Source organism: Micromonospora nigra (assembly GCF_900091585.1).
Lineage (GTDB): Bacteria > Actinomycetota > Actinomycetes > Mycobacteriales > Micromonosporaceae > Micromonospora > Micromonospora nigra.
On sequence record NZ_FMHT01000003.1, the window covers coordinates 1,642,620 to 1,662,794 of the forward strand.

A 20,175-nucleotide genomic window follows, 5' to 3' on the forward strand; every position below is an offset into this window, starting at 1 on the left:
CGCCCCCACCGGCGGGTGGCCTCAGGCCGGCAGTTCGGCCACGACCAGGCCGCCGCGCGCCTTCGGGGTGAACCAGGTGCTCTTGCGCGGCATCTTCTCCCGCGCCAGGTTGACCGCGACGAAGTCGTCCACGGTCACCGGGGCCACCAGGACCGCCAGCTCGGCCCGGCCGGCGTCGACCTCGCCGACCAGCCAGCTCGCCGGGTAGTCGCCGCCGACGTAGGTGATCCGCTTGTCGCCGGGATCGAGGCCCAGCGCGTCGCGCAGCAGCAGCCGCTCGACCAGGGCGTGGTCGAGGTTGTCCAGCCGCCCCTGGCCCACCTGCGGCAGCGTCACCGCGTAGCCCTGACCCGCCAGGTAGAGGTGGACGGTGCCGCCGGCCGCCGGCACCTCGACCGGGCCGGCGGCCGGGCTGACCTGCGCGCCCGTGGCGCGCAGCCGGTCGAGCAGCTCCTCGGGTGTGGTGGTCAGCTCCGACACCAGCCGGTTGTAGGGCTGGATGGCGACGGACTCCGGTGTGGTGACCACCGCCAGGAAACGCGACAGGCCGCCGGTCTGCGCGGCCAGGCTGCGGTGGTTGCCGTCGGCGACCACCAGCTCGCCGCCCCCGGCGAGGGCGGTCAGCTCGTCCTGTTGGGGGCCGGGACCGAGCAGCCAGATGGCGTGGGTACGCCCCGCCTGGTCGGTGTCCGTCGCCGCCGGCACGCCCGCCGCGTCGGTCGCCGCCGCGAGCGCGGCGTGCAGCTCGTCACCCCGCCCGGTCTGGAGCAGGAGTACGGGCGAGAGCAGGTGCCCCAGCGACTCGGCCAGGGCGACCCGCTCGCGCACCTTGGCGATGAAGACGTCCTCGTTGCGGATGACCAGGCCGGGTTCGTCGGCGCGGGTGGAGATCTGGTCGGTGTCGACCATGGCGAACAGCCCGTAGGCCGCGGGCTCACCCGGGGCGGTGATCCGGTAGAGCACCACCACCCCCTCCGCCGGGGTGTAGCTGCCGTCGGCCTTGGCCTCGGCCAGCCGGGCCGCCGCGTCGGGCAGCGCGTCGAGGAAGGACCTGCCCAGGCTCTCCGGCGCCCGGTGCGGCATCTCGATGCCGAGGGCACTGTGCGGATTCGCGTCGATGATCGCGGTGATCTCCGCGTCGTCGGCGAACTCGTCATAGTTCTGCGCGCCGGTGCCGCCAGTGGTGATCCAGGCCCGGGCGATCGGATGCACGACCGTCATGACCGGTGACGCTACCGGCGGCCGGGGCGGCGGCGGCGCGGGACCCGGGTCGAGTCCACCTGGTGACCGTGCCACACGTCAGTCGACCGGGTCGGTGGCGCGGCGGTGCCGGCCGGCGGCGGGTGTGCCGGCCGGGCGGCGCGGGCCGGCGGGCGGACGCGGCGCCGCCGGCCAGCCCGGCCCGGCCCCGGACGGCGGGGTCAGCCGGGAGGTCGGAGCGACCCTCGCGACGCCCACCACCCCGGGGGCGGCTGCCGCCGGCCGGTGCACCGGCCGGGGCTCGGCCCACGGGGAGTCGCGGGAGGGGCGGCGGGGCGGGGCGGTCGTCCCGCCCCGCGACTGCGGAACGTCACCGGGTGCGCGGTGCTTCGCCATCGGAGTGCCTCCACGAACAGCGGGGGTGCGGCCCGGCAGGGCCGCCACGACGGACACCGGGAGAACGAGTCCGCCGGCCCGCCGGTGACGCGGCGCGTGGGCGGAGCACTAGTCGAAGATGGGTTCCAGATCCCGACTGCGCTTCAGCTCGAAGAACCCCGGGGTGCCGGCGACCAGCAGCACCCCGTCCCACAGCCGCCCGGCGGCTTCCCCCTTCGGCGCCGGCGTGACCACCGGGCCGAAGAAGGCGACCTGCCGCCCGTCCGGGCCGGGCGCGTGGATGACCGGGGTGCCCACGTCCGTGCCGACGGGCTGCATGCCGGCGGAGTGGCTGGCCCGCAGCGCCTCGTCGTACGTCGCGTCGTCGGCCGCTGCGGCCAGCGCCGGATCGAGCCCCGCTTCGGTCAGCGCGGCGGTGTACAACTCCGGGCCCACCTGCTCCTTGCCGAGGTGGATCCGGGTGCCGAGGGTGGTGTAGAGGCGGCGTACCGCGTCCGCACCGTGCCGTTGCCGCACCGCCACGCAGACCCGCACCGGGCCCCACCCCGTCCGCATCAGCTCCTGGTAGTGCTCCGGCAGGTCCCGCCCCTCGTTGAGCACCGAGAGGCTCATCACGTGGAACCGGACCTCCAGGTCACGGACCTGCTCCACCTCCAGCAGCCAGCGCGAGGTGATCCACGCCCACGGGCAGATCGGGTCGAACCACATGTCCACGACGGTGCGCTCACTCACGGTGACGTCCCTTCACGACGAGGTCGGGCCGGTGTCCGGCGTCCTCTGCGATCTTCACCCCACAGGGCATCGATCGACTCGGGAATGAGACCGTGACCTCGGCCACCGCTGGAACCCAGCGCGTGGAAGACTCGTTCCAGCCGGTCGCCACGAGCGGTCGGTGAAGGGCGCCGCCGTGGCGTACGGCGAGAGTGGGATGGAGACGAACGTGCCGGGAGTGCGCAATCTGACGCAGGTCGAGGCGACCGAGCGGGCCCGCCTGCTCGACGTGACCGCATACGACATCAGCCTGGACCTGTCCAGCGCCGTGCAGGCGGCGGCGGGCCGCACCTTCCGCTCGACCACCGAGGTGCGCTTCACCTGCGCCGAGCCCGGCGTCGGCACCTTCGTCGAGGTGGCGGCGGAGCAGGTGCACTCGGCGACGCTGAACGGCACGCCGGTGGACCTGGGCGACTGGTCGGCCGAGAAGGGGCTCACCCTGACCGGGCTGGCCCGGGAGAACGTCCTGGTGGTCGAGGCGGAGTTCGCGTACTCGAACTCGGGGCAGGGCCTGCACCGCACGGTCGACCCGGTCGACGGCGAGACCTACCTGTACAGCCAGTTCGAGACGGCTGACGCGCAACGGGTGTTCGCGTGCTTCGACCAGCCCGACCTGAAGAGCGTCTACACGTGGCACGCCACCGTGCCGGCCCACTGGCGGGTGGTGTCGAACATGCCGGTGGAGCGCGAGGACACCGCCGGCGTCGGGGTGAAGACCGTCCACTTCGTGCAGTCGGCGCGGATGAGCACCTACATCACGGCGCTGTGCGCCGGGCCGTACCACGAGGTGCGCGACAGCCACGACGGCATCGACCTGGGAGTGTTCTGCCGGGCCTCGATGGCTCCGCACCTGGACGCCGACGACCTGTTCCTCATCACCAAGCAGGGCTTCGACTTCTTCCACGACAAGTTCGGCGTGCGGTACCCGCTGCCCAAGTACGACCAGCTCTGGGTGCCCGACTTCAACGCCGGGGCGATGGAGAACTTCGGCTGCGTCACCCACGCCGAGTCGCACTACCTGTTCCGCTCGCAGGTCACCGACTTCGAGTACGAGCAGCGCGCCAACACGATCCTGCACGAGATGGCCCACATGTGGTTCGGTGACCTGGTCACCATGCGCTGGTGGAACGACCTGTGGCTCAACGAGTCGTTCGCCGAGTGGGCCAGCCACTGGTGCAACACCCACGCCACCCGGTTCACCGAGGCCTGGACGACGTTCCTGTCGATCCGGAAGAACTGGGGCTACCGGCAGGACCAGCTCTCCTCCACCCACCCGGTGTACTGCGAGATGCCCGACCTGGAGGCCGTCGAGGTCAACTTCGACGGCATCACGTACGCCAAGGGCGCGAGCGTGCTCAAGCAGCTCGTGGCGTACGTGGGCGAGGAGCCGTTCGTGGCGGGCCTGCGGGCGTACTTCGGCAAGCACGCCTGGGGCAACGCCACCTTCGACGACCTGCTGTCGGAACTGGAGACGGCCTCCGGTCGGGAGCTGCGCAAGTTCGCCGCGCAGTGGCTGGAGACGGCCCAGGTGAACACGCTGCGGCCGGAGGTCACCATCGACGCCGACGGGGCCTACGGGCGGGTGCTGGTGCGCCAGGAGGCCCCCGCCGGCCACCCGACGCTGCGCACCCACCGCATCGGCGTGGGCCTGTACGACCTGACCGACGGCCGGCTGCTGCGCCGCGAACGGTACGAGGTCGACGTGACCGGTGAGGTGACCGAGCTGACCGAGCTGGCCGGGGTGCGGGCCGCCGACGTGCTGCTGCTCAACGACGACGACCTCACCTACGCCAAACTGCGCCTGGACGAGCGCTCCCTGGCCACCGTGATGCGGCACATCGCCGGTTTCGACTCGTCGCTGGCCCGCGCGCTGTGCTGGACGGCCGCCTGGGACATGACCCGCGACGCCGAGTTGGCCGCCCGCGACTACGTGGCGCTGGTGTTGGCCGGGCTGCCCGCCGAGACCGACATCAACCTGGTCACGGCGACCGTGCGGCAGGCCACCACGGCGCTCAACGTCTACGCCGACCCGGCGTGGGCGCCGACGGGCTGGGCCGAGCTGGCCCGCACCGCGAAGGCGGCGTACGCCGCCGCGGAGCCGGGCAGCGGCTTCCAGCTCGCCTGGGTCCGGGCGTACGCGTCGGCGGCCCGCTCCGCCGAGGACCTGGCGGTGCTGCGCGGCTGGCTCGACGGCACCGGTGTGCCCGAGGGGCTGACCGTCGACACCGAGCTGCGCTGGACGCTGCTCGGTGCGCTGGTGGCGAACGGCGCCGCGGGTCCTGACGAGATCGAGGCGGAGCTGGCCGCCGACCGGACGGCCAGCGGCGAGCGGGAGGCGGCCTACGCCCACGCGCTCGTGCCGACGGCGGAGAACAAGGCTGCCGTGTGGGCGCAGCTCACCGGGCCGGAGTCGCTGCCGAACTGGCGCAACCGGGCACTGTTGCAGGGTTTCAGCCACCCGTCGCAGGTCGAGCTGGTCGCCCCGTACCGGGAGCGGTTCTTCGAGGCGGTGGGGCAGGTGTGGGCCAGCCGGGACAGCGAGCCGGCGCAGGAGTTCGCGCAGCTCGGCTACCCGGTGTACCTGGTCTCCGAGGAGACCGTGTCCGCCACCGACGCCTGGCTCGCGCAGGACGGCCACCCCGCGCCGCTGCGCCGGCTGGTGGCGGAGGGGCGCGACGGCGTGGTCCGCGCCCTCGCCGCCCGCGCGAAGGACGCGCAGAGCGCCTGACCCTCCTGCACCGGCACGCCGGGCGGTCGTCGTCGACGGTCTCGGCCGGCTCGCCGGTGCGTCGGGGGGGCCGTCCGCTCGGAACGGACACGCGGTCCGGGGGCCGGTGGGGCACCGGCCCCCGTCGGCCCTCGTCGGCCCCCGGGCAGGTGATCCGGCGTGGGCACCGGCCCCCGTCGGCGCCGGGCAGGTGATCCCGGACGACGCCGGCGACCTGGGGCCCGCCGGCCCACCGCACCCGACAGCAGCGAAGCCCGGCCCGCGGGATCAGCGCGGGCCGGGCTTCGTCGTCGGGGTGGGTCAGGGACGACCGGCGTGGCTGGCGAGCTGGTCGAGGCCCTGGATGATGCCGCCGGCCAGGTCGCCGCCGCCGAACGACGCGACCATGGACAGCGCGGCCAGCTTGGCGTACGTGTCGGGGATGCGCTTGCGCGCCTGCCGGCCCGTGACGATCTCCAGCTTGCGCTGGTTCGGCGACACGGCGATCAACACCGACCGGTCCGGCTCGGCGAGCTGGCGGTGCAGCCGCTGCGCGTGCTCGCGGATCGGCTCGTCGAGGCGACCGACGAAGACCGAGAAGACCAGGCCGGTGCCGTTGTCGGCCAGGCGCAGCGCCTCGTCGATGCGCAGCAGCTGACGGGTCGAGAACGGCCCGTCGAGCACCTCGGGCGGGGTGCCCGTCCCGGTCTCGGGCTGCTTCTCACCAACGGTCACTTGCGCCTCCGGTTCCGCCGGCCGGCGGCTCGACGCCGGCCTGCTCCTGCTTGCGGCTGGTCAGCGCCGGCGCCTGGGCACCCGCCGCCAGCGCGGTGCCGGCCGAGTCGGCCAGCTGCTCCGGGCGGCCGAGGAACCACACCGGCGTGAAGTCGAAGGGGCGGCCCGGCCGGTACCGTTTGGCACCGCCACCGCTGCCGCCACCACCCACGTAGGCCAGGCCGGCGACCACCAGAATCACGGCCGCCGGGATGCCGACGAAGACCACCAACGTCTCGGTTACAGACAATCCCAACGCCCCCAGGCGGAAGAAGAGATGTTGATTGGTTGGGCCGGGTGGACGGTCACGACGCTGGCCGTCCGACTCCGCCGCCATTCACGTTAGCGGAGCCCACCGCCCGCCAGATTGCGGGGTGGCGATCCCACCCGCCACTGGAGTGCTCCAGTTGCGCAGCGGTCGCGATGAGTCGCACGTCGTCGCCGTACCGGCCCGTCAGGAGCACCCCGACCGGCAGGCCCCCGGCGGTCGTTCCCAACGGCAGCGAAACGGACGGTTCGCCGGTGACGTTGAACACCGCGCAGTACGGCGAGAACCGCCGCTGCCGGTCGAAGTCCTCCGCCGGCTGCCGGCCCTCGACGAACCACCCGACGGGTGCCTGCGGGGCGGCGAGCGTGGGGCACAGCAGCAGGTCACAGCCGGCCGTCCGGCGGGCGCCGAGGCGTACCTGCGCCTGCAACTCGCTCAGCGTGGCGATGAGGGTGCCGGCGGAGATCTCCGCTCCCCGGGCCCGCAGCAGCCGGGTCAGCGGCAGCAGCACACTCTCCGCCTCGGGCGGTACGGGGGCCAGCGCGAGGACATACCAGACGATCTCGAACAGCGGCCAGACCTGCGGCCCGACGGGCGCGGGCACCTCGACCACCTCGTGGCCGGCGGCAGTGAGCAGCGCGGCGGCCCGGTCCACGGCGGCGACGCAGTCGGGGTGCACGGGCTCGTCGGCGAGCATGGGGGTGGTGAAGCGCCCGACCCGCAGCCGGCCCGGGGCGGCCGTCCGGGCGGCACCGAGGTAGCCGTCGGCGGGCGCGGCCGGAGGCAGGTACGGCTCACCGGGCGCCGGCTGGGCCAGCACGTCGAGCAGCGCGGCGACGTCGGCCACCGTACGCCCGATCGGGCCGTTGGTCGGCAGCCCGAACGCGCCGAAACCGACCGGGCCGCCCGGGACCACGCCCCGGCTCGGTTTGTAGCCGACCAGCCCGCACAGCGCCGCGGGGATGCGCACCGAGCCGCCCCCGTCGGAGCCCTGCGCCACCGGCACCAGGCCGGCGGCCACCGCCGCCGCCGCCCCCCCGCTGGAGCCTCCGGCGGTGTTGGCGAGATCCCACGGGTTGCGGGCCGGTGGGGCCACGAGGCCCTCGGAGTACAGCGAGCAGCCCAGCTCCGAGGTGGTGGTCTTGCCGAGGCTGACCAGCCCGGCGGCCCGCATGAAGCGGACCACGTCGGCGTCGACGGGCGGCACGAAGTCGACGAAGGCGGCCGAGCCGAAGGTGGTGCGGACCCCGGCGGTCAGCGTCAGGTCCTTGATCGCGGTCGGCACCCCGTGCAGCGGGCCGCGCCGGTCGGCCGGGACCGCGTCGGCGGCCTCGGCCGACCGGCGGGCCTCCTCCGCGGTGACCGTGACGAACGCCCCGACGGTGTCGCCGAGGGCCGCGACGCGGTCCAGGTGGTGCGCGACGAGTTCCCGGCTGGACAGCTCGCCGCGCGCGATCGCGGCCGCCTGCTCCAGCGCGGTCAGGTCGTGCGGCTCGGCCATGGGCCCATCCTGCCCCTCCGGCCTCCGTCCCGCTCCCCCCGACACGGTTCCATATCGCACCGACATGACCAGACCGGGATTGCCCACGTCCGCATCCGTCCCCGGACGATGAGGCGATCGACCAACGGCGATCGATACACCGGGTGCCCCGCCTTCCACGGGTCACCGCCACCGCGTCCGTCTGGAGCCGCCACGTGCAGCCTGTCCCCTCACCCGACGACTACCAGCCCCGGCCGCGATCCGGCCGCCGCTGGTTCCACCACGCCCTCCGTCCCCTGCTGGCCCTCGCCCTGACCGGCGTGGGCGTGGCCGCCGCACCGGCCCTGCGGGCCGACGCGGTCGACTTCATGGCTGCCGCCAACCCCTACCAGCGCGGCCCCGCACCCAGCGTGGCCAGCATCGAGGCCACCCGGGGACCGTTCGCGATCGCCCAGACCACCGTCTCGGCCTCCAGCGTGCAGGGCTTCCGCGGCGGGACGATCTACTACCCGACCAGCACCGCCGAGGGCACCTTCGGCGCGGTGGCGATCTCCCCCGGCTTCACCGCCCGCCAGTCCAGCGTGGCCTGGCTCGGCCCGCGGCTGGCCTCACAGGGCTTCGTGGTCATCACCATCGACACCCTGTCCGTGTGGGACCAGCCGGCCAGCCGGGGCACCCAGCTGCTCGCCGCCCTCGACTACGTGCGCAACACCAGCGCGGTCCGCGCCCGGGTCGACGGCAACCGACTCGCGGTGATGGGCCACTCGATGGGCGGCGGCGGCAGCCTGTCGGCCGCCGCGACCCGGCCCCAGTTGCAGGCGGCCATTCCGCTGACCGGCTGGCACTCCACCAAGAACTGGTCGTCGGTACGGGTTCCGACGCTGGTGATCGGGGCGGAGAACGACACGGTCGCGCCGGTGTCGTCGCACTCGGAGCCGTTCTACACCAGCATGCCGGCCACCCTGGACAAGGCGTACCTGGAGTTGAACGCCGCCAGCCACTCGGCGCCCACCTCGTCGAACGTGACGGTCGCGAAGTACAGCATCTCCTGGCTCAAGCGGTTCGTCGACGACGACACCCGTTACGAGCAGTTCCTGTGCCCCGCGCCCCGGGGCACCACGATCCAGGAGTACCGGGACACCTGCCCGCACTCCTGACCACACGCGCCCACGCGCCCGCCGCGTCGACCCGGGGACGTCGTCACCAGCCGGTTCCACACGTGACGACACCCCGGGATCGGCGGGACGGGGCGGGGGTCAGCCAGACGGGCGGGCCAGGAAGCGCAGCGCGTTGCCGCCGAGCAGGGCCGCCCGCTCGGCGTCGGTGAGGAAGTCCGCCTCGCGGACCACCCGACCGGCCGGCCGCTCCCCCAACGGGTACGGGTAGTCGCTGCCCAGCAGCACCCGGTCCGCTCCCATCGTGTCGACCAGCAGGCGCAGCGCCGGCGGGGCGAAGACCACCGAGTCGACGCAGAACCGGTCCAGGTACGAGCCGGGCGGGGCGGTGGACGCGCCGCGTACCAGGTCGGCCCGGCGGTGCCAGGCGTTGTCGGCCCGGCCCAGCCAGAACGGGAAACTGCCGCCGCCGTGCGCGAAGCAGATCCGCAGGCTCTCGGGCACCCGGTCGAAGACGCCACCGAGCACCATCGCCAGCACCGACAGGTGCGTCTCGGCGGGCATCCCGGTCAGCCAGCGGGCCATCCAGCGGTCCAGCCGGGGGCCGCCGGGCATGTCCCACGGGTGCACGAACACGGGCGCGCCGACCTGCGCGCAGTGGGTCAGGAACTGCACCACCCCCGCGTCGTCCAGATCGCGGTCGCCGACGTGGTTGCCGATCTCGACGCCCGCGTGGCCGGCGGCGAGGCAGCGGTCCAGCTCGGCGCAGGCCGCGTCCGCGTCCTGCAACGGCACCTGGCAGAACGGCACCAGCCGGTCGCCGCCGGCGGCGGTGACCTCCAGGGTGAGGTCGTTGAAGATCCGGGCGACCCTGACCGCCTGGTCGGCCGGGCGCTCGTAGCCGAAGAAGACCGGGGTGGGTGAGACCACCTGCACGTCGACGCCGTCGGCGGCCATGTCCGCCAGTCGCGTCGACGCGTCCCAGCACTCGGCCCCCACCGGCCGGAACTCCGTCTCCCCAATCATGATCATGGCCGCGCGCTCGGAGTCGACCCGCAGCCAGGGCCAGCCGGACCCGCCGCACGCCGCGCCCAGGTCCGGCCATCCCTTCGGTACGACGTGCGTGTGCACGTCGACCACCGGAGCCCGCATCAGCCCCTGCCCGGATGCAGCGCACCGCAGTTGCCGCAGGTGCGGGCCGCCTCGTCGGCGTAGAACGCGGCGAACACCGGGGGCAGGTCGGCGGCGATGTCGCGGACCTGCAACTCGACCTCGTGCACCTGGTGGCCGCACCCGGGGCAGTACCACTGGAACTTCTCCAGCGTGCCCTCCGGGCGGACCCGCTCGACGACCATGCCGATCGAGCCGGCCTCCGGCCGCTGCGGCGAGTGCGGCACGTTGCGCGGCAGCATCCACATCTGCCCCTCGCGCACGTGCACCGTACGCGGCCCCTCGGGCGTCATCAGGTTGATGTGCATGTTGCCCTTGATCTGGTAGAAGAACTCCTCGTACGGGTCGACGTGGAAGTCGGTGCGCTGGTTGGGCCCGCCCACCACCATCACGATGAAGTCGTCGGAGCCGGGGAACAGCTCCCGGTTGCCCACCGGCGGCTTGAGCAGGTGCTGATGGTCGGCGAGCCAACCGGGGAAGCTGAACGGCTCGGGGATGTCACTCACGACTTACCTCCCGGGAAGAAGGGCCACTGCCTGCATCTCGATCAGCAGGTGCGGGTGCGGCAGCTGGTGCACCGCGACCGTCGTCCGGGTCGGCCCGGAGGCGTCGAAGAACTCCGCCCACACCTCGTTGTATCCCCCGAAGTCGTTCATGCTGACCAGGTACGACGTCACCTGCACCAGGTCGGCCAGGTCCGCGCCCACCGACCGCAGCAGGTCACGCAGGTTGCCGATCACCGCCCGGGTCTGCACGCGGATGTCCAGGTCGGTGGTGCCGAACTCGTCCACCGACACCCCGGCGAAGGTGTTGTCGGGCCGCCGGGACGACGTACCCGACACGAAGACGAACCCACCCGCCACCTTGACGTGCGGAAACGCCCCCCGGGGAACCGCCTTGCCGGCGACGACCCGCGCCCCGCTCATGACGCCGCCCGCAGCGACGCGACGCCGAGCCTCTCGACGACGGCACGCACGTGCGCGCCGGGGCGCAACGGCACGGCGGCCGTGGCCGCCCCGGCGAGGAACACCCAGCCGGAGCGCAGCCGCACCCCGTGCCGGCCCGCCAGCCGGATGCCCTCGTCGAGCGCCCGGCGCGGGTCGCCGAGGATCGCCGCCGTCGAGCCGACCTGTGCCACCCGGCCGTCGACCTCCAGCAGCACGCCCAGGTTGTCCAGGCCGTCGGGCACCGGCGACCACGGCCCGACCACGAACGCGGCGGCGGAGGTGTTGTCGGCGACGACGTCGGCCAGCGAGAACGTGAAGTCGGCGTACCGGGAGTCGATCAGCTCTATCGCCGGGGCGACGGCGCGGACCGCGTCGGTGAACGCGCCGACCGGCTCGCCCGGCTCGGGCAGCCGGTCCAGCAGGAACGCCACCTCCGGCTCGACCCGGGGATGGATGAAGTCGCCGACGTCGACCGTGCCGCCGTCGGGCACCCGCATGACGTCGGTGAGCCGTCCCCAGATCACCTCGTCCACGCCGACCTGGGCCATCTTCGCCCGGCTGGTCAGCCCCATCTTCAGCCCGACGAGACGTTCGCCCCGGTCGACGCGGCGCTGCACCAGCGCGGTCTGCACCGCGTACGCGGCGTCGACGTCCAGCCCGGTCTCGGCGGCGAGCTGCGGTATGGCCGTGGCCGTGTCGGCGGCCACACCGAGCTTCTCGGCGATGCCCGCCACGTCCGGACCGATCATGACTGCTCCCTGCCGGCGAGGTCGAGTGCCACGTCCACGATCATGTCCTCCTGGCCGCCCACCATCCGGCGGCGCCCCAGCTCGACCAGGATCGATCGGACGTCCACCCCGTACCGCTGCGAGGCCCGCTCGGCGTGCCGCAGGAAGCTGGAGTAGACCCCCGCGTACCCGAGGGAGAGGGTCTCCCGGTCGACCTGGACCGGCCGGTCCTGCAACGGGCGGACCACGTCGTCGGCGGCGTCCATCAGCGCGAAGACGTCACAGCCGTGCTTCCAGCCGTGCAGCTCGGCGACCGCCACGAACACCTCCAGCGGGGCGTTGCCGGCTCCCGCGCCCATGCCGGCGAGCGAGGCGTCCACCCGGACGGTGCGGCCGTGCGCGGACCCGACCGGACCGTCGCCGAGGACCCGGCCGTGTTCCACGGCGACCACGCTGTTGGCCACCCCCAGCGACAGGTTGTGGTGGGCGTGGATGCCGATCTGCGTCGTCGGCTCCAACACCTGCCGGTACGCGTCGACCCGCTGCGCCACGTCGGACATCAGCAGCCGGCCACCGGAGTCGGTGACGTAGACACAGTGCGCGCCGTACGACTCCATCAGTTTCGCCTGGGCGGCCAGGCCCGCCGGGTCGGCCATGTGCGACATCATCAGGAATCCGGCCACGTCCATGCCGTTCTCCCGGGCCCAGGAGATGTGCTGGGCCGAGATGTCCGCCTCGGTGCAGTGGGTGGCGACCCGCACGCTGGTCACGCCGAGCGCCTTCGCCGCCTTCAGGTCGGCGATGGTGCCGATGCCGGGCAGCAGCAGCGTGGTCAGCTTCGCGCCGGTCAGCACCTCGGCGGCGGCGGAGATCCAGTCGGCGTCGGCCGCCGCGCCGTGACCGTAGTTGACGCTGGACCCGGCCAGGCCGTCGCCGTGCGCCACCTCGATCGCCGCCACCCCGGCCGCGTCCAGCGCGGCGGCGATGGTGCGCACCTGGTCGAGGGTGTAGCGGTGCCCGATGGCGTGCATGCCGTCGCGCAGCGTCACGTCCTGGATGTACAGGTCGGTCATGCGGTCACCCCCGCGGGCTGCGCCGGCGCGGGGCCGCCGGCCGGGCGCAGGGCCACCAGCCGCTGCGCGGTACGCAGCGCGGCGGAGGTCATGATGTCCAGGTTCCCGGCGTACGCCGGCAGGTAGTGCCCGGCGCCGGCCACCTCCAGGAACACCGACACCTGGAGCCCGGTGAGGTGCCGCCCCAGCGCCGGCACGTACGCGTCGACGGGGTCGAACTGCACGTCCTGCTTGAGCCGGTACCCCGGCACGTACTCCTGGACGGTGGCCACCATGTCGGCCACGGAGGCGGCGATCGCGGCCCGGTCGGCGGTGGCGTCGGGGCAGAGGCAGTAGACGGTGTCCCGCATCAGCAGCGGCGGGTCGGCGGGGTTGAGCACGATGATGGCCTTGCCGCGTTCGGCGCCGCCGACCACCTCGATGGCCCGGGCGGTGGTCTCGGTGAACTCGTCGATGTTGGCGCGGGTGCCCGGCCCCGCCGACCTCGACGCGATCGAGGCGACGATCTCCCCGTACGCGACGGGGGTGACCCGGCCGACGGCGGCCACGATCGGCACGGTCGCCTGCCCGCCGCACGTGACCATGTTGACGCATCCCTCGTGCAGGTGCTGGTCGAGGTTGACCGGCGGCACGACGTACGGGCCGATCGCCGCCGGGGTCAGGTCGACGACGACACGCCCGTGCGCCCGCAGCACCTCGTGGTTGCGGCGGTGCGCGCCGGCCGACGTGGCGTCGAAGACCAGCTCCACGTCGGCGAACTCGGGCATCGCCACCAGGCCGTCCACACCGTCGGCGGTGGTGGCCACGCCGAGTCGCCGGGCGCGGGCCAGGCCGTCGGAGTCCGGGTCGATGCCGGCCATCGCCACCATCCGCAGGCTCCCCGACGAACCCGACGGGTCGCCACCCGGACCCGACGGACGCGGCACGGTGGACTCCCCCGGTGGCCGACCCGCCGGGTCACCGCCCAGCCGCAGCACCTTGATCATCAGATCCGTGCCGATGTTGCCGGACCCGATCACCGCCACCCCGGTCGTCATTCGTCTCTCCCTTCGAAGCAGACCCGCACCGAGCCGAGGCCCGAGATCCGCGCCTCGTACGCCGCACCGGGGGTGACCGGCACCATCGGCCCGAGCGCCCCCGACAGCACCACGTCACCGGCCCGCAGCGGGTCACCGGCGCGCGCCGCCGTGCCGGCCAGCCACGCCACCGCGTGCAGCGGATTGCCCAGGCAGGCCGCGCCCGCGCCCACCGAGACCGGCTCTCCCGCGTGCGAAAGGACCATGCCGGCGAGGCGCAGGTCCACGTCGGCGAGCCGGCGGGGCGTCGTGCCGAGCACGAACAGGCCGCTGGAGGCGTTGTCGGCCACCGTGTCGACGATGGAGATGTCCCAGCCGGCGATGCGCGAGTCGACGATCTCGATGGCCGGCAGCACGTGGTCGACGGCCCGCACCACGTCGACGGTGGTGACCCGGCCGTCGGGCAGGTCGGCGCCGAGCACGAAGGCGACCTCGGCCTCCACGCGGGGCTGGAGCAGCCGGTCGACGGGCACCTCCGCGCCGTCCGGGACGGCCATCCGGTCCAGGAGCACCCCGAAGTCGGGCTCGTAGACCCCGAAACTCTCCTGCACCGCCCGGGACGTCAGGCCGATCTTCGCGCCCACCCGACGTGCGCCGCCGGCCAGCCAGCCGCGGATCTGGCACTGCTGCACGGCGTACGCCGCCGCGACGTCCCCCGGCGGCAGCAGCCGCCCCCGCAACGGCGGGCAGGGTCTGCCGCTGTCCCGGGCCTCGGCCAACTCCCGGGCCGCGGCCTCATGGTCGACGTTCATGACAGGTCCACACAGACGTTGGTGAGTTCGGAGTAGAAGTCCAGGGAGTGCACGCCGCCCTCCCGGCCGATCCCCGACGCCTTCACCCCACCGAACGGGGTACGCAGGTCGCGCAGGAACCAGGTGTTGACCCAGACGATACCGGCGTCCAGCCGGGCGCCGGCCCGGTGCGCCCGCCCCACGTCGCGGGTCCACACCGTGGCCGCCAGGCCGTACTCGGTGCCGTTGGCCAGGGCGTACGCCTCGTCCTCGTCGTCGAACGGGGCGACGTGCACGACCGGGCCGAAGATCTCCTCGGTGGTCGTACGGGCGTGCGGGCCGAGGCCGGTGAGCACGGTCGGCTGGACGTACGCGCCACCGTCGCGGGCGTCACCGAAGCGTGGCGAGCCGCCCCCGGCGCGCACCTCGGCGCCCTCGACCCGGGCCAGGTCGTAGTAGCCGCGCACCTTGTCCCGGTGGGCGTGCGAGATCAGCGGCATGTTCACCGTGGCCTCGTCGGCCGGCCACCCGTACGGCAGCGCGGCGGCCCGCTCCGCCAGCCGTGCGGTGAACTCCTCGAAGACGGGCCGCTGCACGTAGAGCCGCTCGGTGCAGAGGCAGACCTGGCCGCCGTTGGTGAAGCTGGACCGCACCGAGCCGGCCACCGCCGCGTCCAGGTCGGCGTCGGCGAACACCAGGCCCGCGTTCTTGCCGCCCAGCTCGAAGCTGACCGCCTTCACCCCGTCCGCCGCGGCCCGCATGATGGTGCCGCCGGTGGTGGACTCGCCGGTGAAGGTGATCGCGTCCACGTCCGGGTGCCGGGTGAGGAACTCGCCGGCCGAGTCGGGGCCGAAGCCGTGCACCAGGTTGAACACCCCGGCGGGCACGCCCGCGGCGGCCATCACCTCGGCGAGCAGCGTCGCCGACGCCGGAGTCTCCTCGCTGGGCTTGACCACGACGGCATTGCCGCAGGCCAGGGCCGGGGCGACCTTCCAGGTGAGCAGCAGCAGCGGCAGGTTCCACGGCACGACCACCGCGACCACGCCGACGGGTTTGCGCACGGCGTAGTTGAGCGCCCGGCCACCGGTCGGGGTGACCGTGGTGAACGACTCCGTCGGCGCGGTCGCCACGATCTCGGCGAACGCCCGGAAGTTGGCCGCGCCGCGCGGGATGTCCAGGGTCCGGGCCTGGGAGACCGCCTTGCCGGTGTCGGTCACCTCGGCGGCCACCAGGTCGTCGAAGCGGCGTTCCAGTTCGTCGGCGACCCGGCGCAGCACCTCGGCGCGCTCCCGCTCGCCGGTGCGCCCCCACGGGCCGCGCAGGGCGGCGCGGGCGGCGGCCACCGCGTCGTCGACCGTGGCGCGGTCGGCCTCGACCACCTCGAAGACCGGCTCGCCGGTGACCGGGCTGCGTTTGGTGAACCGCCGCCCGGCGTCGACGAACTCCCCGCCGACGAAGTGGCGCAGCAGGCCGGGACCGTCCGGCGCGGTGCCGGCCATCAACCGGGGATCCCACCGGGTCATCGCCGGCCTCCTCGCCCGATCGCCACGGCCGCGCCGGCCAGTGCCGCAACCGCACCGGCCGCCACCGCGCCCACCACCTGGTACTGCCGGCGTACCCGGCGGCGCACCTGCGCGTACGGGGTGGTGGAGAAGGAGACCAGCTCGTACTGGGAGACGTACCGGCCGGGCAGGGCCCGTTCCAGCGCGTGCTCGACCCGCTTGCGGGCGCGGAACACCGGAGAGGCCACCCGGTCCCGCATCTCGACGAAGTTCGCCAGCGCCATCCGGGCGATCGCCTCGGCGTCGGGCTGCCGCCGCCGCTGGAACAGCGGCAGCGCCGCCGACCAGTCGTCGCCGCACTCGTCGAGGCAGCCGTCGAGAGCGACCACGTCCTCGAAGGCGCAGTTGGCGCCCTGACCGTAGAACGGCACGATGGCGTGTGCGGCGTCGCCGAGCAGGCCGACCGTCCCGCCGACCTGCCAGGGGTCGCAGCGGACCGTGCCGAGGACCCCCACCGGGTTGTGCTGGTAGTCGTCGACCAGGTCCGGCGCCAGCGGCACCACGTCCGGGTAGTGCTGTGCGAAGTGCCGGACGATCGCTGCCGGGCTGCCGAGCGAGGCGAAGCTCTCGGTGCCGTGGGTGGGCCAGAACAGGGTGCAGGTGAACGAGCGGTCCGGATTGGGCAGCGCGATCATCATCGAGGTGCCGCGCGGCCAGATGTGCAGGGCCGCCGGGTCGAGCGCGAAGTCGCCGTCGCGCGGCGGGACGGTGAGTTCCTTGTAGCCGTAGTCGAGGAAGTCGAGGCTCTCGGTGAGCAGGCCGTGACCGAGGAGCTGACCGCGTACCGCCGAACCGGCGCCGTCGGTGCCCAGCACCACCGAGGCGGACGCGGCGACCGTGCCCTGCGGGGTCTCGAAGGTCATCGCGCCGGTGGCCGGGTCGAGGCCGACCAGCCGGTGGTCGAAGGCGACGCGCACCCGGGGCAGGGCGGTGGCGGCGTCCAGCAGCGCGTTGTTCAGCGCACCCCGGCTGATCGAGTTGATCGCCCGGTCGCCGGTGACGCTGTACGGCTGGAACTCCGGCTCGCCCGTCACGGGGTGGACCATCCGCCCGCGCATCGGCAGTGCGTCGGCCATCACCTGCTTGTCGAGGTCGATGCGGCGCAGGGCGTCGAGGCCGCGTTCGGACAGGGCCAGGTTGATGGACCGGCCCCGCTCCACCCGGCCGGTACGCGGGTCGGGCCGTCGCTCGTAGAGCGCCACCGGGTAGCCGCGGCGGGCCAGGAAACAGGCCAGCAGGCAGCCGGCCAGGCCGGCGCCGACCACCGCGATCTCGTCTGGTTCCGTCACCGCCGCTCCTCCGTGACGGTCGCGGCGAGCGCGTCGGCGACCCGCCAGCAGTCGTGGTACGTGGAGTACAGCGGCACCGGAGCGAACCGCACCACGTCGGGCTCCCGGGCGTCGGCGACCACCCCGTGCTCGTGGCGCAGCCGCTTGGTCAGGTCGGCGGCGCTGCCGGCGCCCAGCCGCACCGACAGCTGGCAGCCGCGCCGGTCGGGGTCGCGCGGGGTGACGACGGTCAGGGGCCGGCTGGCGGTCACCTCGTCGAGCAGCCGTTCCAGGTATCCGGTGAGCCGCCGGCTGCGCTCCCGCAGCGCCGGCATGCCGACCGCGTCGAACAGCTCCAGCGACGTGCGCACCGGGCCCATCGCGAAGATCGGCGGGTTGGAGATCTGCCACGCCTCGACGGTCGCGGGCGGGCGGGACACCGGGGGCATCTCGAAGCGGGTCGCCGCCTCGGTGCTCCACCAGCCCTCGAAGCGGGGCAGCGTGGGGTCGCCCAGGTGACGGTCGTGCACGAACACCGCGGCCAGCGCCCCGGGCCCCGAGTTCAGGTACTTGTAGGAACACCAGGCCGCGAAGTCGACGTCCCAGTCGTGCAGGGACAGCGGCACGTTGCCGGCGGCGTGCGCCAGGTCCCAGCCGACCACCGCACCCGCGGCCCGGCCGGCGGCGGTGATCGTCGGGATGTCCATCAGCTCACCGGTCAGGTAGTTGACCCCGCCGAGCAGCACCAGCGCCACCGTGTCGCCCTCGGCGGCGAGGAAGTCGGTGACGTCCGAGGTGCGCAGCGTGTCCTCGCCGGGGCGCGGGGTCAGCCGGACCACGGTGGTGTCCGGGTCGAGGCCGTGGAAGCGGGCCTGGCTGCGCACCGCGTAGCTGTCCGAGGGGAAGGCGCTGTCCTCGATGAGGATGCGGGTCCGCCGGCCCGCCGGCCGGTAGAAGCTGACCATCAGCAGGTGCAGGTTGACCGTCAGGGAGTTCATCACCACGACCTCCGTGGGCCGGGCGCCGACCAGTCGCGCGGCCGGCCCGGTCAACAGCTCGTGGTACGGCAGCCAGGGGCGATCCGCCTCCAGGTGGCCCTCGACGCCGAGCCGACGCCACGCGTCCAGGTCGGCGAGGAGTTCGGTGCGGGTGGCCCGGGGTTGCAGGCCGAGGGAGTTGCCGGCCAGGTACGCGGCCTCCGGGTAGCGCCCCCCGTCGGCGGGCGGCACGTGGAACAGGTGCCGGTGGCCGGGGTCGGCCGCGTCGAGTCGGTGGGCCTCCGCCTCGCCCGAGGCGAAGCGCCGTGGCCCGGTTCCGGGGTCGGTGTCGTTTCCGCTCATCGTCGGGTGTCCACTCGCTCTCGTGTCACATCGCGGTACGTGCCGACCACAGCTCCGGGAAGACCACCCGGGCCATGCTGCGCTGCAACCAGGCCAGCCCCGCGGAACCGCCGCTGCCGACCTTGGCGCCCATGGTGCGCTGGACGGCCTTGATGTGGTGGTGCCGCCAGTCGCCGAACTGCTCGGCGACCTCGGTCAGCGCCTCGCCCAACAGGTGCAGGTGGTTGTCGGGACCGGGCTCGGCGTAGATCCGCACCCAGGCCGCCTCGACCGCCGGGTGCGGCTCGTGTTCGACCGACACGTCACGCGCCAGCAGTTCGTCGGGCAACTCGTGGCCGTGCCGGGCGAGCAGGGCGAGCACCTCGTCCCAGACGCTCGGCGCGGCCAGCGCGGCGGTCAGCTCGGCGTGCACCTCGGTCTGCCGGCGGAACGGCCGGATCAGCGCGGGATCCCGCAGGCCGAGCAGGAACTCCAGGTGGCGGTACATGGCCGACTGGAAGCCGGAGCCCTCGCCGAGGAGGTCGCGGAACCGGTTGAAGTCGGCGGGGGTCATCCAGCGCAGCCCCCGCCAGGCCGCGTTGAGCCCCTCCAGGTGCAGGGCGGCGCGGCGCAGCGGGGCCGACGCGTCCCACACCCGGTCGGCGCGCAGCAGCCGCCGGACCTCGCGCAGCTCGTGGCAGGTCAGCCCGAAGTACAGCTCCATGATCTGGCTGACCATCAGGAACGACATCTCGCCGGGGTCGTCGCTCAGCGGCTGCTGCAACCGGTGCAGCGTGCTGGCCCGCACGTACGCGTCGTACGGCACCCGCTCGGCGAACTCCAGGGTGGGCTCGCCGCCGTTGCGCGCGGCCCTTGCCGCCCGCTGTCGCGGGGTCACCGGGCGCACCACCGCCGACGGCGGGTCCGCCCGCAGTTCCGTCTGCTCCACGTCTCCGCTCCCTCCTCGCGCGGGTTCGGACATGGTCCCTCGGTCAACACCCGCGATGGAATGCCGGATCAACGGCGCTTAGCCCGTTGGACCTTCCGAAGGGACGGCAAAATCCCCGACCGGCCTGTCACGCGTAAGGTTCAGGCGTGGACGAGATGGACTGGGCGCTGCTGCGCGAACTACAGGCCGACGCACGGCTGTCCTTCAGCGAGTTGTCCCGCCGGGTGCACCTGTCCCCGCCGGCCGTCGCCGAGCGGGTCCGGCGGTTGGAGGAGTCGGGCGTGGTCACCGGCTACCACGCGCACGTGGACCTGGCCCGGGCCGGCCGCGCGGTGGTCGCCCTGATCCGGATGTCCTGCTACGGCCCCCGCTGCATCCTGCGCGACCCGGAGGTGGCCGGCTGGCCGGAGATCCTGGAGATCCACCGGATCACCGGGGACGCGTGCAGCGTGCTGAAGGTCGCGGCGGGGTCGATCGGGGACTTCGAGTCGGTCATCGACCGGCTCGCCCCGTACGGGCAGCCGTCGAGCACGATGGTGCTGTCCACCCCGCTGGACTGGCAGCCGGTCACCCCGCTGCCCGTCGACGGCCCGGGTTAGCTCCGCCACCAGGGGGAAAGCCCCGCGGGTCGCCCCAGCAGG

At 73.7% G+C, this 20,175-nt stretch carries 20 protein-coding genes; 3 read left to right on the plus strand and 17 right to left on the minus strand.

Annotated features, from left to right (window positions below):
- Window positions 1-21: 21 nt before the first annotated feature.
- The 3 genes from GA0070616_RS06705 to GA0070616_RS06715 all read right to left on the minus strand — a co-directional run bounded on the left by GA0070616_RS06705 (window position 22) and on the right by GA0070616_RS06715 (window position 2,328).
- Window positions 22-1,221, minus strand: a complete 1,200-nt coding sequence (locus tag GA0070616_RS06705; RefSeq protein ID WP_091077988.1) for a DUF1015 family protein — start codon at window positions 1,219-1,221, stop codon at window positions 22-24.
- 78 nt (window positions 1,222-1,299) lie between these two features.
- The gene (locus tag GA0070616_RS28010) at window positions 1,300-1,596 is read right to left on the minus strand and encodes a hypothetical protein (protein ID WP_091077991.1); all 297 of its coding nucleotides are present in this window, start codon (window positions 1,594-1,596) and stop codon (window positions 1,300-1,302) included.
- A gap of 108 nt (window positions 1,597-1,704) precedes the next feature.
- Entirely contained in the window at window positions 1,705-2,328 is a 624-nt protein-coding gene (locus GA0070616_RS06715; protein WP_091077994.1) for a mycothiol-dependent nitroreductase Rv2466c family protein, read from the minus strand.
- Window positions 2,329-2,545: 217 nt separating this feature from the next.
- Here GA0070616_RS06715 and pepN point away from each other — a divergent pair, with 217 nt between their 5' ends.
- Window positions 2,546-5,095 carry an aminopeptidase N gene (gene pepN / locus GA0070616_RS06720; RefSeq protein WP_091090077.1) on the plus strand — a complete coding sequence of 850 codons (2,550 nt, stop codon included), beginning with the start codon at window positions 2,546-2,548 and terminating at the stop codon, window positions 5,093-5,095.
- A gap of 300 nt (window positions 5,096-5,395) precedes the next feature.
- Here the strand turns inward: pepN and GA0070616_RS06725 are convergent, their stop codons facing one another.
- From GA0070616_RS06725 to GA0070616_RS06735, 3 genes are read right to left on the minus strand one after another with little or no spacing between them, the layout of a single operon-like run.
- Window positions 5,396-5,809: a DUF5130 family protein gene (locus GA0070616_RS06725; protein ID WP_091077998.1), complete on the minus strand. Its 414-nt coding sequence runs from the start codon at window positions 5,807-5,809 to the stop codon at window positions 5,396-5,398.
- Complete coding sequence (gene ctaJ / locus GA0070616_RS06730) at window positions 5,796-6,098, minus strand: aa3-type cytochrome oxidase subunit CtaJ (RefSeq protein WP_483819050.1); 303 nt, start codon at window positions 6,096-6,098, stop codon at window positions 5,796-5,798. Before ctaJ ends, GA0070616_RS06725 begins: the two co-directional genes overlap by 14 nt.
- A gap of 55 nt (window positions 6,099-6,153) precedes the next feature.
- Window positions 6,154-7,617, minus strand: coding sequence for an amidase (locus GA0070616_RS06735; protein WP_091078005.1), 1,464 nt, complete (start codon window positions 7,615-7,617; stop codon window positions 6,154-6,156).
- A 299-nt stretch (window positions 7,618-7,916) separates the two neighbouring features.
- Between GA0070616_RS06735 and GA0070616_RS06740 the strand changes: the two genes are divergently transcribed.
- Window positions 7,917-8,753 carry a poly(ethylene terephthalate) hydrolase family protein gene (locus tag GA0070616_RS06740; RefSeq protein WP_245712948.1) on the plus strand — a complete coding sequence of 279 codons (837 nt, stop codon included), beginning with the start codon at window positions 7,917-7,919 and terminating at the stop codon, window positions 8,751-8,753.
- 99 nt (window positions 8,754-8,852) lie between these two features.
- Here the strand turns inward: GA0070616_RS06740 and GA0070616_RS06745 are convergent, their stop codons facing one another.
- From GA0070616_RS06745 to GA0070616_RS06795, 11 genes are read right to left on the minus strand one after another with little or no spacing between them, the layout of a single operon-like run.
- Window positions 8,853-9,863 (minus strand): amidohydrolase family protein, encoded by a 1,011-nt coding sequence (locus GA0070616_RS06745; protein WP_091078008.1) that lies wholly within the window; start codon window positions 9,861-9,863, stop codon window positions 8,853-8,855.
- Complete coding sequence (locus GA0070616_RS06750) at window positions 9,863-10,387, minus strand: 3-hydroxyanthranilate 3,4-dioxygenase (RefSeq protein ID WP_091078012.1); 525 nt, start codon at window positions 10,385-10,387, stop codon at window positions 9,863-9,865. The genes GA0070616_RS06745 and GA0070616_RS06750 overlap by 1 nt, the downstream gene beginning before the upstream one ends.
- Window positions 10,388-10,390: 3 nt before the next feature.
- On the minus strand, window positions 10,391-10,807 hold the full coding sequence (locus GA0070616_RS06755) for a RidA family protein (protein ID WP_091078015.1): 417 nt from the start codon (window positions 10,805-10,807) through the stop codon (window positions 10,391-10,393).
- Entirely contained in the window at window positions 10,804-11,577 is a 774-nt protein-coding gene (locus GA0070616_RS06760; protein ID WP_091078018.1) for a 2-keto-4-pentenoate hydratase, read from the minus strand. Before GA0070616_RS06760 ends, GA0070616_RS06755 begins: the two co-directional genes overlap by 4 nt.
- Window positions 11,574-12,629, minus strand: a complete 1,056-nt coding sequence (dmpG, locus tag GA0070616_RS06765) for a 4-hydroxy-2-oxovalerate aldolase (RefSeq protein ID WP_091078021.1) — start codon at window positions 12,627-12,629, stop codon at window positions 11,574-11,576. Before dmpG ends, GA0070616_RS06760 begins: the two co-directional genes overlap by 4 nt.
- Window positions 12,626-13,666 carry an acetaldehyde dehydrogenase (acetylating) gene (locus tag GA0070616_RS06770; protein WP_175439995.1) on the minus strand — a complete coding sequence of 347 codons (1,041 nt, stop codon included), beginning with the start codon at window positions 13,664-13,666 and terminating at the stop codon, window positions 12,626-12,628. Before GA0070616_RS06770 ends, dmpG begins: the two co-directional genes overlap by 4 nt.
- Window positions 13,663-14,457, minus strand: coding sequence for a 2-keto-4-pentenoate hydratase (locus GA0070616_RS06775; protein WP_091078024.1), 795 nt, complete (start codon window positions 14,455-14,457; stop codon window positions 13,663-13,665). The genes GA0070616_RS06770 and GA0070616_RS06775 overlap by 4 nt, the downstream gene beginning before the upstream one ends.
- Window positions 14,454-15,935, minus strand: coding sequence for a 2-hydroxymuconic semialdehyde dehydrogenase (locus GA0070616_RS06780; RefSeq protein WP_091090087.1), 1,482 nt, complete (start codon window positions 15,933-15,935; stop codon window positions 14,454-14,456). The genes GA0070616_RS06775 and GA0070616_RS06780 overlap by 4 nt, the downstream gene beginning before the upstream one ends.
- Before the next feature lie 20 nt (window positions 15,936-15,955).
- A complete protein-coding gene (locus GA0070616_RS06785) occupies window positions 15,956-17,287 on the minus strand; it encodes an FAD-dependent oxidoreductase (RefSeq protein ID WP_091078028.1) in 1,332 nt (443 codons plus the stop codon).
- Window positions 17,284-18,606, minus strand: coding sequence for a kynureninase (gene kynU, locus GA0070616_RS06790; RefSeq protein WP_091078031.1), 1,323 nt, complete (start codon window positions 18,604-18,606; stop codon window positions 17,284-17,286). Before kynU ends, GA0070616_RS06785 begins: the two co-directional genes overlap by 4 nt.
- A 25-nt stretch (window positions 18,607-18,631) precedes the next feature.
- On the minus strand, window positions 18,632-19,534 hold the full coding sequence (locus GA0070616_RS06795) for a tryptophan 2,3-dioxygenase (protein WP_091078034.1): 903 nt from the start codon (window positions 19,532-19,534) through the stop codon (window positions 18,632-18,634).
- Window positions 19,535-19,680: 146 nt separating this feature from the next.
- Between GA0070616_RS06795 and GA0070616_RS06800 the strand changes: the two genes are divergently transcribed.
- Window positions 19,681-20,133, plus strand: a complete 453-nt coding sequence (locus GA0070616_RS06800; RefSeq protein WP_091078038.1) for an Lrp/AsnC family transcriptional regulator — start codon at window positions 19,681-19,683, stop codon at window positions 20,131-20,133.
- Window positions 20,134-20,175 lie beyond the last annotated feature (42 nt).

Bases quoted from the DNA above. Each gene is read 5' to 3' on its own strand.
- GA0070616_RS06705 (WP_091077988.1), bottom strand. From the start codon at position 1,221: ATGACGGTCGTGCATCCGATCGCCCGGGCCTGGATCACCACTGGCGGC.
- GA0070616_RS28010 (WP_091077991.1), bottom strand. From the start codon at position 1,596: ATGGCGAAGCACCGCGCACCCGGTGACGTTCCGCAGTCGCGGGGCGGG.
- GA0070616_RS06735 (WP_091078005.1), bottom strand. From the start codon at position 7,617: ATGGCCGAGCCGCACGACCTGACCGCGCTGGAGCAGGCGGCCGCGATC.
- GA0070616_RS06745 (WP_091078008.1), bottom strand. From the start codon at position 9,863: ATGCGGGCTCCGGTGGTCGACGTGCACACGCACGTCGTACCGAAGGGA.
- GA0070616_RS06755 (WP_091078015.1), bottom strand. From the start codon at position 10,807: ATGAGCGGGGCGCGGGTCGTCGCCGGCAAGGCGGTTCCCCGGGGGGCG.
- GA0070616_RS06760 (WP_091078018.1), bottom strand. From the start codon at position 11,577: ATGATCGGTCCGGACGTGGCGGGCATCGCCGAGAAGCTCGGTGTGGCC.
- dmpG (WP_091078021.1), bottom strand. From the start codon at position 12,629: ATGACCGACCTGTACATCCAGGACGTGACGCTGCGCGACGGCATGCAC.
- GA0070616_RS06770 (WP_175439995.1), bottom strand. From the start codon at position 13,666: ATGACGACCGGGGTGGCGGTGATCGGGTCCGGCAACATCGGCACGGAT.
- GA0070616_RS06775 (WP_091078024.1), bottom strand. From the start codon at position 14,457: ATGAACGTCGACCATGAGGCCGCGGCCCGGGAGTTGGCCGAGGCCCGG.
- GA0070616_RS06780 (WP_091090087.1), bottom strand. From the start codon at position 15,935: ATGGCCGGCACCGCGCCGGACGGTCCCGGCCTGCTGCGCCACTTCGTC.
- kynU (WP_091078031.1), bottom strand. From the start codon at position 18,606: ATGAGCGGAAACGACACCGACCCCGGAACCGGGCCACGGCGCTTCGCC.